10 protein-coding genes are annotated in these 13,971 nt (G+C 72.6%); 4 read left to right on the forward strand and 6 right to left on the reverse strand.

The features are described 5' to 3' along the window. Positions 1-361 precede the first annotated feature (361 nt). Entirely contained in the window at positions 362-580 is a 219-nt protein-coding gene (locus AC5K6T_RS01710) for a L,D-transpeptidase (RefSeq protein WP_493204978.1), read from the reverse strand. A 79-nt stretch (positions 581-659) separates the two neighbouring features. Here AC5K6T_RS01710 and AC5K6T_RS01715 point away from each other — a divergent pair, with 79 nt between their 5' ends. Together AC5K6T_RS01715 and leuE are read left to right on the forward strand one after the other, a co-directional pair. After that, positions 660-2,240 carry an acyl-CoA mutase large subunit family protein gene (locus tag AC5K6T_RS01715; RefSeq protein ID WP_493204980.1) on the forward strand — a complete coding sequence of 527 codons (1,581 nt, stop codon included), beginning with the start codon at positions 660-662 and terminating at the stop codon, positions 2,238-2,240. Between the two features lie 121 nt (positions 2,241-2,361). Further along, the gene (gene leuE, locus AC5K6T_RS01720; RefSeq protein WP_493204982.1) at positions 2,362-3,021 is read left to right on the forward strand and encodes a leucine efflux protein LeuE; all 660 of its coding nucleotides are present in this window, start codon (positions 2,362-2,364) and stop codon (positions 3,019-3,021) included. Positions 3,022-3,279: 258 nt separating this feature from the next. Here the strand turns inward: leuE and AC5K6T_RS01725 are convergent, their stop codons facing one another. Next, positions 3,280-4,446: an acyltransferase family protein gene (locus AC5K6T_RS01725; RefSeq protein ID WP_493204984.1), complete on the reverse strand. Its 1,167-nt coding sequence runs from the start codon at positions 4,444-4,446 to the stop codon at positions 3,280-3,282. A 207-nt stretch (positions 4,447-4,653) separates the two neighbouring features. On the opposite strand from AC5K6T_RS01725, the gene AC5K6T_RS01730 reads away from it, so the two are divergent. Next, positions 4,654-6,162 (forward strand): tetratricopeptide repeat protein, encoded by a 1,509-nt coding sequence (locus tag AC5K6T_RS01730; RefSeq protein ID WP_493204985.1) that lies wholly within the window; start codon positions 4,654-4,656, stop codon positions 6,160-6,162. Continuing rightward, entirely contained in the window at positions 6,159-8,504 is a 2,346-nt protein-coding gene (locus tag AC5K6T_RS01735; RefSeq protein WP_493204987.1) for a glycosyltransferase, read from the forward strand. Before AC5K6T_RS01730 ends, AC5K6T_RS01735 begins: the two co-directional genes overlap by 4 nt. A 393-nt stretch (positions 8,505-8,897) precedes the next feature. Here AC5K6T_RS01735 and AC5K6T_RS01740 read toward each other — a convergent pair whose 3' ends face one another. The 4 genes from AC5K6T_RS01740 to AC5K6T_RS01755 form a co-directional block, all read right to left on the reverse strand. Then, positions 8,898-9,965 carry a hypothetical protein gene (locus AC5K6T_RS01740; RefSeq protein ID WP_493204989.1) on the reverse strand — a complete coding sequence of 356 codons (1,068 nt, stop codon included), beginning with the start codon at positions 9,963-9,965 and terminating at the stop codon, positions 8,898-8,900. Between the two features lie 47 nt (positions 9,966-10,012). Then, positions 10,013-10,951 (reverse strand): N-acetylneuraminate synthase family protein, encoded by a 939-nt coding sequence (locus tag AC5K6T_RS01745; RefSeq protein ID WP_493204990.1) that lies wholly within the window; start codon positions 10,949-10,951, stop codon positions 10,013-10,015. Positions 10,952-10,964: 13 nt separating this feature from the next. Then, positions 10,965-12,203 (reverse strand): cytidylyltransferase domain-containing protein, encoded by a 1,239-nt coding sequence (locus AC5K6T_RS01750; protein ID WP_493204992.1) that lies wholly within the window; start codon positions 12,201-12,203, stop codon positions 10,965-10,967. A gap of 284 nt (positions 12,204-12,487) precedes the next feature. Further along, on the reverse strand, positions 12,488-13,825 hold the full coding sequence (locus AC5K6T_RS01755) for a DUF6716 putative glycosyltransferase (RefSeq protein WP_493204993.1): 1,338 nt from the start codon (positions 13,823-13,825) through the stop codon (positions 12,488-12,490). Positions 13,826-13,971: the final 146 nt, after the last annotated feature.

Consider the following 13,971-nt stretch of genomic DNA (forward strand, 5'->3'; position numbering starts at 1 on the left):
AGTTCCCCGCGCTCCTGAAGGGCTGGTCGCACAGTTCCCCGCGTCCCCCTGAGGGGCGCGCTCGTTCTCCGGTGCGGGTGCGGGTGCGGGTGCGGGTGCGGGTGCGGGTGCGGGTGCGGGTGCGGCGTTCGCCGGCCGGGCGGTTCCCCGCGCCTGCGAAAACGGTCTGAGCTGCGGTGACGGGGGTCTTCTGAGGTTTCCCCCGAGTAGGTGTGACGTTTTCTCGCGGGGTGGCGCAGTAGTAGGTGAGCCGACTGGTCATCGGCCCTCGCACAGAGCCGGGGTTCCCCCCGTACCCCAGGGCTCGTGCACCCGGCGCGGGTGGGACACGTTCCCCCGGTCCCACCCGCGCCCACACTCCTCACCGGTGCACGACGACCTTGTCGCCGCTGCGCACCCGGGCGAACAGGCCGGCGATCGCCGCCTGGTCGCGTACGTTCACACAGCCGTGCGAGGCACCCGCGTAGCCGCGGGCGGCGAAGTCGGCCGAGCAGTGCGCCGAGCAGTGCACCGCCGCACCTGACCGGTCGCGCACGACGTTGCCACGTTGTGAGCAAGGTCCCAGCGTGGGGCACTCCACCGGGGAGCACGCCCGCCGCTACAGTCCGTGGCGAAGGCCTGCCGTACCGGCAGGTAGTTCAGTGACGCGGAGGCACACCATGGCACGCGAGTCGGAGTCCGGACTCCCCATCGAGCCCGTGTACGGGCCGGACGGGCTCCAGGACTGGGACCCGGCGGAGAAACTGGGCGAGCCGGGCAGGTACCCGTTCACCCGTGGTGTGTACCCGTCGATGTACACCGGCCGCCCCTGGACCATGCGCCAGTACGCCGGGTTCGGCACGGCCACCGAGTCGAACGCCCGCTACAAGCAGCTCATCGCCAACGGCACCATGGGCCTGTCGGTCGCCTTCGACCTGCCCACCCAGATGGGCCACGACTCCGACGCCCCGATCGCGCACGGCGAGGTCGGCAAGGTCGGCGTGGCCATCGACTCGGTCGACGACATGCGGGTCCTGTTCGGCGGCATCCCGCTGGACAAGGTGTCGACGTCGATGACGATCAACGCCCCCGCCGCGCTGCTCCTGCTGCTGTACCAGCTGGTCGCCGAGGAGCAGGGCGTCAGCGCCGACCAGCTCACCGGCACCATCCAGAACGACGTGCTGAAGGAGTACATCGCGCGCGGGACGTACATCTTCCCGCCCAAGCCCTCCCTGCGGCTGATCGCGGACATCTTCAAGTACTGCCGGGCCGAGATCCCCAAGTGGAACACCATCTCGATCTCCGGCTACCACATGGCGGAGGCCGGTGCCTCGCCCGCGCAGGAGATCGCCTTCACCCTCGCCGACGGCATCGAGTACGTCCGTACCGCCGTCGCCGCCGGCATGGACGTCGACGACTTCGCGCCCCGCCTGTCGTTCTTCTTCGTCGCCCGGACGACCATCCTGGAGGAGGTCGCCAAGTTCCGCGCCGCGCGCCGGATCTGGGCCCGGGTCATGAAGGAGGAGTTCGGCGCGAAGAACCCCAAGTCGATGATGCTGCGCTTCCACACCCAGACCGCGGGCGTGCAGCTCACCGCGCAGCAGCCGGAGGTGAACCTGGTCCGGGTCGCCGTCCAGGGCCTCGCGGCCGTGCTCGGCGGCACCCAGTCGCTGCACACCAACTCCTTCGACGAGGCCATCGCGCTGCCCACCGACAAGTCGGCGCGGCTGGCGCTGCGCACCCAGCAGGTGCTGGCCTACGAGACGGACGTCACGGCCACCGTCGACCCGTTCGCCGGCTCCTACGTCATCGAGACGATGACCGACGAGGTGGAGGCGGCCGCGCTGGAGCTGATGCGGAAGGTCGAGGACCTCGGCGGCGCGGTCACGGCGATCGAACACGGCTTCCAGAAGGCCGAGATCGAGCGCAACGCCTACCGCATCGCCCAGGAGACCGACTCCGCCGAACGCGTCGTGGTCGGCGTCAACCGCTTCCAGCTCGACGAGGAGGAGCCCTACGAGCCCCTCCGGGTCGACCCGGCCATCGAGGCCCGCCAGGCGGAGCGGCTCGCCACGCTGCGCGCCGAGCGGGACCAGGCCGCCGTGGACGCCGCCCTGGAGGCGCTGCGGAAGGCCGCCGAGGGTGAGGACAACGTCCTGTACCCGATGAAGGACGCCCTGAAGGCCCGCGCCACCGTCGGCGAGGTCTGCAACGCCCTGCGCGCGGTGTGGGGCACGTACGTCCCCTCGGACGCGTTCTGACCGATCGGGCGGGCCCGCTGACCGACTGCCGGACGGCCGGGGGAGTCCGGGGGGAGTCCGGGGGGGGGGACTCCGGGGGAGTCCGGAGGGAGTGTCGTATCCGCGTGCGACACTCCCTTCCATGTTCGGAGTCATCGACCTCCCCACCTATCTGGCCGGTCTCGTCCTGATCGTCCTGCTGCCCGGCCCCAACTCCCTCTACGTCCTCTCGGTCGCCGCCCGCAAGGGCGTGCGCACCGGATACCTGGCCGCGGCCGGCGTCTTCACCGGGGACGCCGTCCTGATGACGCTGGCGGCGCTCGGCGCGGCCTCCGTGCTCACCACCACGCCCCTGCTGTTCATGGTCGTCAAGTACGCCGGTGCCGCGTACCTGGCCTGGATGGCGCTCGGGATGCTGCGCTCGGCGTGGGGCATGTGGCGGACGCGTGCCGAGCGGCCCCTGGCGGAGGCGGTCGCCGCGGCGGCCGACCCGGCGGCCGAGGAGCGCCCCTACCGGCGGGCGCTGATCGTCTCCCTGCTCAACCCGAAGGCGATCCTGTTCCTGATCTCCTTCTTCGTGCAGTTCGTCGACCCGCACTACGCCTACCCGGCGCTGTCCTTCGTCGTCCTGGGCGTCCTGCTGCAGACGGCCAGCTTCCTCTACCTGTCGCTGCTGATATTCGGCGGCACGCGGCTGGCCGACGCGTTCCGGCGCCGCCGGCGGCTCGCGGCGGGCGCCACGTCCGCGGCGGGGGCGGTCTTCCTGGGCTTCGCGGTGAAGCTGTCCCTCGCGGGCGCGTAGCCGCACACCGCCGCACGCGCCGCACACCGCCGCACGCGCCGCACACCGCCGCACGCGCCGCGCACCGCCGCGCACGGCCGCGCGGGGAGTGCGGCCGTGGGAGGCGGCCGGGCGGTCGGTGGTCCCGAAGGGGAGGCCCGCGGCCACGGACCGGGCGCGAGGCCCCTCGGGCCGCGGCCCGGGGGCGGCCCGGGCGCGTGGCCGCCGGGGGCCGGTGCGGCCGGCCCCCGGCGGACGGGGACCGGGGGAGGGCCGAGCTCAGTGCTTCGGGTACGGCAGCGGACGGGCCAGCGCGTCGCGCAGCAGCGGGGTCGCCGGGCGCTCCACGCACCGGTTCAGCAGCCACGCCAGGAGCAGCATGCACGCCAGTGTCGCGGCGAGCGTCGCATGGGCGGGCATCCCCAGGCGCTGGTGGAAGGCCTCCACGGCCACCCAGCCCAGATGCTCGTGCACCAGGTAGAACGGGTACGTCAGCGCGCCCGCGACCGTCAGCCAGCGCCAGTCGGCCCGGCGCAGCCAGCCCAGCGCCACCGCGAGCACCGCGACGAAGCCGAAGGTGACGACCGCGATGATCACGTACGCCGAGCGGTAGGAGAAGTGGCCCGGGCCGGGCCGGTGCCACAGGTCGGCGACCGCGTAGTGCTGCCCGGTCAGCCAGCTCACCGCGACGATGCCCCACGCGGTGACGTCCCTGCGGTCGCGGTGCAGCAGGTAGATGCCGATGCCGCCGATGAAGAACGGCGCGTACTCGGGCATCAGCACCAGGTCCAGCAGCGGCTCGCCCGCCGCGTCGGCGACCGCCGCGGCCATCGTCCACACCACGCAGAACAGCACCACCCGCCGCCGGTTCGCGCCCGGCAGCACGATGCACAGCGCGAACAGGGCGTAGAAGCGGACCTCCACCCACAGCGTCCAGCACACCCCGAGCACCCGGTCGGCACCCAGCGGCTGCTGAAGCAGTGTCAGGTTCAGCAGGGCGTCGCTCGGCGAGACCGCGTGGTAGGCCACCACCGGCAGCGCGAACACGGCCGTGACGAGGACGACGGCCACCCAGTAGGCGGGCATCAGCCGCGACACGCGCGAGGCGAAGAAGGAGCGCAGCGGGCGGCCCCAGCCGCTCATGCAGATCACGAACCCGCTGATGACGAAGAAGATCTCCACGCCGAGACAGCCGTAGGCGAACCACGCGTGCAGCGTGGGGAACTGGGTCTTCGGCGAGGAGCCCCAGGCCCGGGTGATCTCGCCGCCGCGGCCGCCGTAGTGGTAGAAGGCCACCATCAGCGCGGCCAGCAGCCGCAGTCCGTCGAGCGCGCGCAGCCGTCCCCCGGGCTTTTCCGTCTTCGCCGGAACGTTCCCGCGGGACATCCCGCCGGCCGGGGCCGGGGCGGGCTGGGGCGCCGGAGTTCCGACGACCGTTTCGGTCATGGAGCCATTCCTCGTCAGTCACCGGAGATGTCAACAGGCCAACCCTAGATGTCACCTCGCGGAATTCCGTTCGAGCGAGGCACGATTTGCTCGCCGGTCCCGAGTGGTTCACCTTCCCGTCGCATTGGTTTCTTACTGTTCAGGGACCTTCACCCATGCTTTGGCATCTTGTTTGCCTTCTCAGCCTCACCCCAGAGCAGGAGCACCATGACGAGGGTTCGCAGCAGATGGTCACGTCCCCGGACCGGGGATCTGGCATCATCCGCGCCCACGGACGCAGGCCCGCCGACCGCCCAGGTCACCCCGGCCGAGCTGGACGACTGCCTGCGCGCGTGCGCCGTGCACAGCGGCAAGCTCGTCGGCAGCCTCGACCCCCGGCGGGTCGCCCTGGCCGAGCAGCTGCGCCGGCTGCTCGCCCTCTGGGCCGCGCAGGAGCAGGCCGCGCCCGCCCCGAGCGGCGCGGGCGCGCTGCTCCGACGCAGCGTCAAGGGCTCCGGCGCCACCGTCGGCAACGACCTCCTCGACGCCCTGCTCGGTGTCGGCACCAAGGCCCTGGACTGCGGGTACGACGACGAGCTGAACCTCGCGCTGCTCATCAGCGACACCGTGCTGACCCTGCGCAAGAACTCCCGCGCCGGCTGGCGGCTGCGCGGCCGCCTGCTGGAGGCCATGGGCCACCCGGCCGCGGCCGTCGAGGCCTTCGACCGCTACCTCGCGCTCACCGACGACGACGGCTTCGGGGTCCGCGCCAAGGTGGCCGGCCTGCGCCTCGCCGAGGACAAGCGGTCCGCACTGCTCGCCCTGCTGCGCACCACCGTGCCCGCCGCCGCGCAGTTCGCCGGCCGGCCCGCCACCGACAGCTGGGCGGACGGACTCGCCGCGCAGGCGGACGGCGACTGGGAGAGCGCGCAGGCCCGCCTCGTGGGGGCGCTGCTCGCCATGGACGCCGCCGACGCGCCCGAACCGGACTTCCAGGAGGCCCTCGGCCACTACCTGGACCTCGCCACCGGCGCTCAGGCCCGGCCCACGGCCGAACTCACGGAGGCCATAGGCCTGTTCGCCGAGCAGCGGCGCAACCGCATGCGCGGCCCGGTGCCCGACCCCACCTACGGCGGCGTCGAGTGGATCAGCCTCGGCGAGTTCCGCAACCGCATCGCCGGCAGGTCCATCGCGCTCATCGCCAACTCCGGCAAGGTCGGCACGAGTGCGATGGGCGCCGAGATCGACGCCTACGACCTCGTGGTCCGCTTCAACTCGTACCGGATCGACGCCGCCCACACCGGCCGCCGCACCGACATCCACGCCACCATCCACAAGCACGGCTTCAACTGGGAGAAGCACGTCGACACCCGGCTGATCTTCGGCGGGATCTCCGGCGACTGGAAGTACTCCCTGCGCACCCGGCTCGTGCCCGGCGCCCAGAAGTACCTCGGCGACGAGTCGCTGCGCTGGCCGGTGCGCAACATCGGCAAGCTCGGCACCGACGTCTGGCCCGCCATCCCCACCAGCGGCTTCAACATGCTGTGGCTGCTCGACTTCCTCGACGTCAGCCCCACCCTGGACCTGATCGGTTTCGACTTCTACGAGTCCGGCGCCTACCGCATCGACGCCGCCATGAAGATGCCCATCACGTCCGTGCACGAATACACCAGCGAGAAGGCGTGGGTCATGGAACGGGCCCAGAGCGTCTCCGGCATGAGGATCTCCCTGCGATGACCGCCACCCCCATATCCGCCGCGCCGAGCCGGACCGCCCCGGCCGGCGCCGCCCCGGCCACCGACGCCCGCACCCTCACGGGCAAGCGCCGCATCGCCTTCGCGAGCTTCGTCGACGAGAACTACCTGCCGGGCTTCCTCGTCCTGCTGCGCTCCCTCGCCCTGACCAACCCGGGCGTGTGCGAGGACTTCATCGTCCTGCACGACGACCTCAAGCCGTCCTCCGTCGCGCAGATCCGCGCCCTGCACCCGCGGGTCGACTTCCGCCGCGTCGACGCCGACCACTACGACTCGTACGCCAAGGGCGACCAGGACAACTACCTGGTCCGCAAGGCGTACTTCATCCTCGACGTCTTCAAGATCCGCGACTACGACACCGTGATCACCCTGGACACCGACATGGTCGTCCTCGGCTCCCTCGCGGAACTGCTCTGCCTGCGCGAGGGCCTGGCCGCCGTACCGCAGTTCTTCTACGGCCAGCACAAGCTGAACTCCGGCCTGCTCGTCATCCAGCGGGAATACCTCACCGACGCGTTCTACGCGAAGATCGACAAGGTCGGCCGCGAGGGCTCCTACGAGCTCGACAAGCACGACCAGGGCATCCTCAACGCGGTCCTCGACGGCGACTTCGTCCGCCTCGACCCCAGGTACAACTTCGTCAAGCGCCGCCTGTCCGGCGACCTGGAGGTCCCCGAGGACACCGCCGTCCTGCACTTCACCGGCCGCCACAAGCCCTGGCAGGGCGGCGAGGCCGGCTACACCAGGGCCCAGGAGCGCTGGAGCGAGTTCGACCTCAGCGACGCCGAGCTGCACGCCGCCTACCTCACCGGCGGCGGCACCCTCCACCGCGACCTCCTGGTCCACTTCGGCACCCCGCACGTGGAACGCACCGGCCACGTCGACACCGCCCGCCGGGTCGCCCTCGCCCACATCGGCGCCGGGGAGTACCAGGCCGCCGTCGACATCATGGAGCGCGTCCACATACCCGTCGACGAGGCCTGGCCGCACGAGGTGTACGGACACGCCCTGATGAGCGTCTCCCGCTACGACGAGGCCCGCGCCCAGCTCCTGCTGGCCTGCGCCGCCCCCAACCGGGCCGCCACCGCCCTCGCCCGGCTGGCCCAGATCGCCTGGGTGCACGGCGACGACGCCACCGCGCAGCGGCACGCCCTGCAGGGCCTCACCGTCGACCCCACGCACCGCGCCAGCCGCATCTGGCACCAGCGCGCCCTCGGTGTCCCCACCCAGCAGCAGGGCAGCGCCGACCAGCAGCTCGCCCACGTCGCCTTCTACATGGACCGCCAGGGCAACGCCGGCGACAAGCTCCTGCCGGAGAGCGTCCGGCTCGCCTTCGACCCGGACCCCGGCCCCCGGCGCTGGCACTCCGTGCACGCCCACCGGCTGTTCGACGAGGCCGCCCTGGAGCGCGTCAACTCCCGCCGCGGCCTGGTCATCGGCGGCGGCGGCCTGTTCATCCCGGACACCATGCCCAACGGCAACAGCGCCTGGCAGTGGAACGTCCCCGACGAACTCCTCGACCGCATCGACGTGCCCGTCGCGGTGTACGCGGTCGGCTTCAACGCCTTCGACGGGCAGTCCTACCGCGCCCAGCGCTTCCGCGAGTCGCTGCGCAGGCTGGTGGAGAAGTCGTCCTTCTTCGGCCTGCGCAACCACGGCTCCATCGCCAAGGTGCGCGCCATGATCCCCGAGCACCTGCACCACAAGGTCCGCTTCCAGCCCTGCCCGACGACGGTCACCCGCCAGCTCGTCCCCGACTGGAAGGACCCGGCCCAGCGCGACGACACCATCCTCGTCAACGCCGCCTACGACCGCGCGGGCCTGCGCTTCGGCCACGACTACGGCTACTTCCTCGCCCAGATGGCGCAGGCCGTCAAGGGCCTCGGCGCCCTCGCCGAGGTGAAGATCGTCGCGCACTCCCTCGACGACGAGAAGCTCGCCTTCGACCTGCGCCGCGTCCACGGGGTGTCGCTGCCCGTCATCCCGATGTACGACTTCGAGAACGACGAGATCCGCGACCTCTACGCCCGCACCAAGCTGGTCATCGGCATGCGCGGCCACGCGGGCATGATCCCGTTCGGCTGCGGCACGCCCGTCATCAGCCTGATCTCGCACCCGAAGATGGCGTACTTCCTCGCCGACATCGAGCGGCCCGAGTGGGGCGTGTCCGTCCACGACCGCGACCTCGCCGCCCGCCTCGTCGAACGCTCCACCGACCTCCTCGCCGACCACGCCGGGACGGTCGCCGACGTCCACGCCCGCCAGCAGGAACTCTGGAAGATCACCCAGGCCAACGCGGCAGACCTCCGCACCCTCCTGGCCTGACACCCCCTTGAGGGCCCCCACCGCGCCGCACCCCGGCCGGAGGGGGCCCTCCCCCACGCCACCCCCAGCTCGCGCCACATCGGGCGGACGCCGTTTCGCTCAGGCGAGCTCCGCCCTCAGGAACGCGGGGAACCGCGCGGGCGGCCAGGACGGCGCCGCAGTCGGCGGGCGGCAGGCGGGAGGGGCGGCAAGAGGCCTCGGCGGGGCAACGCCGTGCGGGCGCGCCCCAGGGGCGCGGGGAACCGCGCGACCGGCCACGACGGACCCGCAGCCGGTGAACGGCGGAGGCGCAGCCGGGGAGCCGCGACCGTGTCGCAGCCGGCCGAAGGGGCTGCAGGGGCTCAAGGGGCGGAGGGGCTCAAGGGGCGAAGGGGCGGAGGGGCGCAGGCTCCGTCAGCCCGGGTGGGGGACGGCGCGCAGGCGGTGGACGTCCCGGGCGGAGCCGGTCACGCCCGACAGGAAGCCCTGGGCGCGGGGCGACGCGCTCCGGGTCAGCCACGCGGGGTCGATGTCGCAGACGGCCACCCGCACCTGGGTCCCGGCCAGCGCCAGCGGCAACGTGTGCACGACGGTGGAGGGGAAGCTGAGGATCGTGCGCCCGATCGGCCCGCGGCGCGCGATCAGCTCCAGCGGCAGATCGGGCCGGACGATCTCCAGCTCCGTCTCCACCGAGAGCCGGTGCAGCTTCTCCGCACTCTCCCGGCGGTGGGCGAAGTACCGCGCCACACCGTGGATCTTGGCGAGGCGGCCGACCGCCTCCAGGTAGCTGTCCCCGTCGACCACGCCCGTCTCGACCAGCGACGTGCCCACCATGTCGGCCCCCTTGGTGAGCCGGGGCGGCCCGAACCGGGCCCGGGTCCACGCGAAGCGGTTCGCGGTGACGGTGACCCCCTTTGGGGCCTCCTCGATCGGCATCGAGGAGAACACCTCGACGCCCCGCCCCGCCCCCGGCGTGAGGCGGCGCCGCGCGGCCGCGGACACCGGGGCGAGCACCAGGTCGCGCGGCCCGCGCCGGCTGCCCTTGCGGTGCCAGCGCACCAGCCGCTCCCCGCGGGCGAGCTGGGTGATGAACTCCATCGTCGCGGTGCCGTCGTCGACGACGACGACCTCGCTCGCGGAGGCGAAGGTCAGCAGCAGCTGGACGTACCGGGAGAAGGGGTCGCCCAGGACGATCCGGTCCGCCCGGCGCAGCGGCCCCATCAGGCCGCCGACGGTCTGGAAGGGGGCCGCGGTGCCGCCGCGGGCCTCCTCCCAGCGGACCTCGTAGCCCTCCTCGCGGGCCAGTTCCGACATCCGGCGGAGCTGGCCGCGGGTCATCGGGTCGACGGGCGAGAGGACCACGAGTGTGAGCCCCGCGCCGGGCGCACGGGTGTGCGCCCACTCCAGTACGTTCAGCAGCTGTACCGGGCTCTCGATGAACGCGAGAGTGCGGGGGCCGGCTTCACCGGCGCGGGGGCTCATTCGCGGTACGACCGTCCCGTCGTAGATGGATCGTGATCCGGGTTTGCTCAGACCTGGACCGGCTCGCCGGCTGCGGCGGCGATCTCCGCCTCGGCGACGACACCGGTGACGCGGCGCAGCTTCTTCATCGGGCCGAGCTCGGAGTCGTAGACCTTCTTGACGCCGTCGCCGAGGGAGGCCTCGATGGTGCGGATGTCGCGGACGAGGCGGGTGAGGCCCTGCGGCTCGACGGAGGCGGCCTGGTCGGAGCCCCACATCGCGCGGTCCAGGGTGATGTGGCGCTCGACGAACACCGCGCCGAGGGCGACCGCGGCCAGCGTGGTCTGCAGGCCCGTCTCGTGGCCGGAGTAGCCGATCGGGACGTTCGGGTACTCCTTCTCCAGCGTGTTGATCACGCGGAGGTTCAGCTCCTCGGCCTTCGCCGGGTAGGTGGAGGTGGCGTGGCACATGACGATGTTGTCGCTGCCCAGCACCTCCACCGCGTGGCGGATCTGCCTCGGGCTCGACATGCCGGTGGACAGGATGACCGCGCGGCCGGTGGCGCGCAGGGCGCGCAGCAGCTCGTCGTCGGTCAGCGACGCGGACGCCACCTTGTGGGCCGGGACGTCGAACTTCTCCAGGAAGGCGACGGCCTCGGTGTCCCACGGGGAGGCGAACCAGTCGATCCCCTTCTCCTTGCAGTACGCGTCGATCCGGCCGTACTCGTCCGCACCGAACTCCACGCGGTGGCGGTAGTCGATGTAGGTCATCCGGCCCCAGGGGGTGTCGCGCTCGATGTCCCACTGGTCGCGCGGGGTGCAGATCTCCGGGGTGCGCTTCTGGAACTTCACGGCGTCGCAGCCGGCCTCGACGGCCACGTCGATGAGCTTGAAGGCGTTCTCCAGCTCACCGTTGTGGTTGATGCCGATCTCGCCGCAGATGTAGACGGGCCTGCCGGGGCCGACCTCGCGCGAACCGAAGCTGCGCAGACGGGAGTTGGTGCTCATGTCAGGGAGTTCCTTACTTGGTGAGGGGGTCGAGAGAGTCGAGCGAGGGTCCGAGAATCCAGCCGGCGATCTCTCGGATCGCGCCGTCGCCACCGGCGACGGTGGTGACCGCGCGTGCGGCGCCGCGTACGACGTCGTGGGCGCTGCCGACCGCCACGGGCCAGCCGACCAGGGCGAAGCACGGGAGGTCGTTGACGTCGTTGCCGACGTAGAGCACGCGCTCCGGCGCGATGCCCTGCTCCTCGCACCACTGCTTCAGTGCGAGGTCCTTGCGGTCGATGCCGTGCAGCACGGGAAGCTTCAGCTTCCGCGCGCGGGCGGCGACCACAGGGTTCTGCTCCGTGGACAGGATGAGCATCCGCAGGCCGCTCCGGCGCAGGGCGGCGATGCCGAGCCCGTCCCCGCGGTGCACGGAGACGACCTCCCGTCCGTCGGAGTCGATCAGCACCCGGTCGTCGGTCTGGGTGCCGTCGAAGTCCAGGACCACGGCGTCGATGTCGTCGAAGGAGGGCAGCGCGCCGGGGCGGTCCGCGTCGAACAGCGGCGCCAGCGCGCGGGCCCGCGCCAGGTCGTGCGGGTCGTCGATCTCCAGCACCCGTGCCGGGTCGGTGCGCACGAGCTCGGTGCGGCCGAAGAAGCGGTGGTGGTGGGTGCGGAAGCCGGCCGCGTCCATGGCGTAGGCGGCGCCGGTCTCCAGGAAGTCCTGGGGCCGGTCCTGGCGGCGCGGCCGGCAGGCCTTGTCGTGGTTGACGCCCGTGCCGCCCCCGGCCTCCGCGCCGTCCTCGCGCCAGACGAAGCCGTGGAAGGGGGCGACGGTGACGGCGGTGTCGGCGCCGTCCGCCACGACCGCCCCGGCCACCTGGTCGATGTCCTCGCGGACCACGAAGGGGCTGGTGCACTGCACGAGCAGCACCACGTCGACGGGGGAGCCGTGCAGCGCCTCGTGGGCGTCGAGGGCGTGCAGGACGGCGGCCTCGGAGGTGGCGGTGTCGCCGGCGATGGCGGCGGGACGCAGGACGACCTCGGCGCCGGCCGAGCGGGCGGCCTCGGCGATGGCGTGGTCGTCGGTGGAGACGACCACGTCGGTGACGTGCCGGGCGGCGAGGCACTCGCGGACCGCGCGGGCGACCAGCGGGACGCCGCCGACCGGGGCGAGGTTCTTCGCGGGCACCCCCTTGGAGCCGCCGCGGGCCGGGATGACGGCGAGCACGCGGCGCACCGGGGCGCCGGCTTCCGGCTGGGGGTCACTCATGTGCTGCACTCCTTGTGCGGTGGCGCCCTGCGCGGGCGCGGAGAACTGCGCGACCGGCCGCGACGGCACGGAAGGCGAAGGACGGCCGGGAGCGCCCGGCGGACGACGGCCGGGAGCGGCCCCGCGCCCGGCGCCCGAGCCCGAGGCGGCGCTGCGCCCGGAGCCCGGACCGGCCCCGCCGCCGGAGCCCCGACCGGCCCCGCCGCCGGAGTCAGAGCCGGCCCCGCCGCCGGAGCCTGCGACGGCCTCTCCGGCGGATCCGGCGGCGCCCCCCGGGACGGAGCTCACAGCTCCCCCATGCGCCGGATGACGGGCGCGACCCGCTGCACGCCGTGCCGGTAGGCGCCCCGCGCGGCCCTGCGCACGATCTGGCGCACCGGACCCGGCTCCCTGTCGTGCGCGGGGGCGCCCGGCAGCGGGCTGCCGTCGGGACCGAGGTGGTGGCGGGCGAGGATGCCGGGCAGATAGCCGGGCGCGGTCGCGGGCGTGTAGTAGGGCGTGAGCGGCGCGAGTCCGCCGGGCCGCTCCAGCAGCGCCGCGATCCGCTCCCGGGCCGCGTCGAAGGCGGTGGCGTACGAACCCGCCCCCGAGTCGCCGCCGGGGACGACACCCTGCCGGGCCACCCAGTCCGCGTCGGGCACGGGCCGGTGCCCGGCGTCGAGCCGGTCCCAGGAGGCGAGGCAGCCGGAGCCGACGAAGTGGTGGTTGCCGAGCACCTCGCGCACCCCGAGGTCGGTCAGGACGACGGTGGGGATCCGGCGGTGGAGGGACTCCAGCGCCGCCGTCGAACTGACCGTCACCAGCAGGTCGGTGCGGTCGAGGACCTCGCCCATGTTCCCGTACACCAGGCGGAAGTTGGGCGGCAGATCGTGCTTCTGCGCCAGCTTCTGGTAGGGCAGCTCCTCGATGTGCGTGGTGTGCTCGCCCGGCCGGGAGCGCAGCTTGAGCAGCACCTCCCGCTCGGGGTGCAGCCGCGCGTGCCGCACCAGCCGCTCCAGCAGGTACGTGCGGTCCCTGCGGTTGTCCGGCACGGACGGCTGGGCGGCGAACACCACGGTGAAGGGGCTGTGTTCCCCTGCGTAGGGTGCTCCGCCGAGGAACGGCAGCGCCACCTCGGTGACCGCGTCGGCGTCCGCGCCCACCCCCTCGTACACGGCGCGGAACCGCTCGGCGTCCTGACGGGAGTTGGCGAGGACCAGGTCCGCGCCGTGCCGCAGCAGCAGACCGTCGGCGAGCTTCTCGTAGACGACGCCGACGTAGCCGGTGACGACGACGGGCCGCCGGCGCGAGCCGTCCGCGGGGAGGTCCTCCCACACCCGCTTGAGACCGTGCAGCATCGCCTGCACACCGCCGCCGACGAGGGAGAGCACGAGGACGTCGTACGACCCCTCGGCCATGGTGCGCAGGAACTCCACGGCCGTGACCTCGTGCAGGGAGTCCGCGGCCACTCCCACCTCGGCCAGCTGACGGGCGGTGGGCGTGGCCCGGCCGCGCAGCAGGAACCCGTCGAGGACCGGTTCGCCCGGTGCGATGCGGCGCGCGGTCAGCGCGCCCCACTTCCAACGGGTGTCCGAATCCGCGAGTACGGCGATCCGGGTGGGCTTCGTTGTACTAGGTGGCACGTCGAAGACGCTAGAAATGAATTCCTAGTTGTGGGCCAACCAAGATTCAACGGAAGGTTAACAGCATCCCACCGGAAGCCGAACTGGCCCGTGGGAAAACGGAAATCACGGGGGATGCACCGTTCCGACACATGGAGTTCACCGTC

This window comes from Streptomyces sp. B8-7 (genome assembly GCF_058833805.1).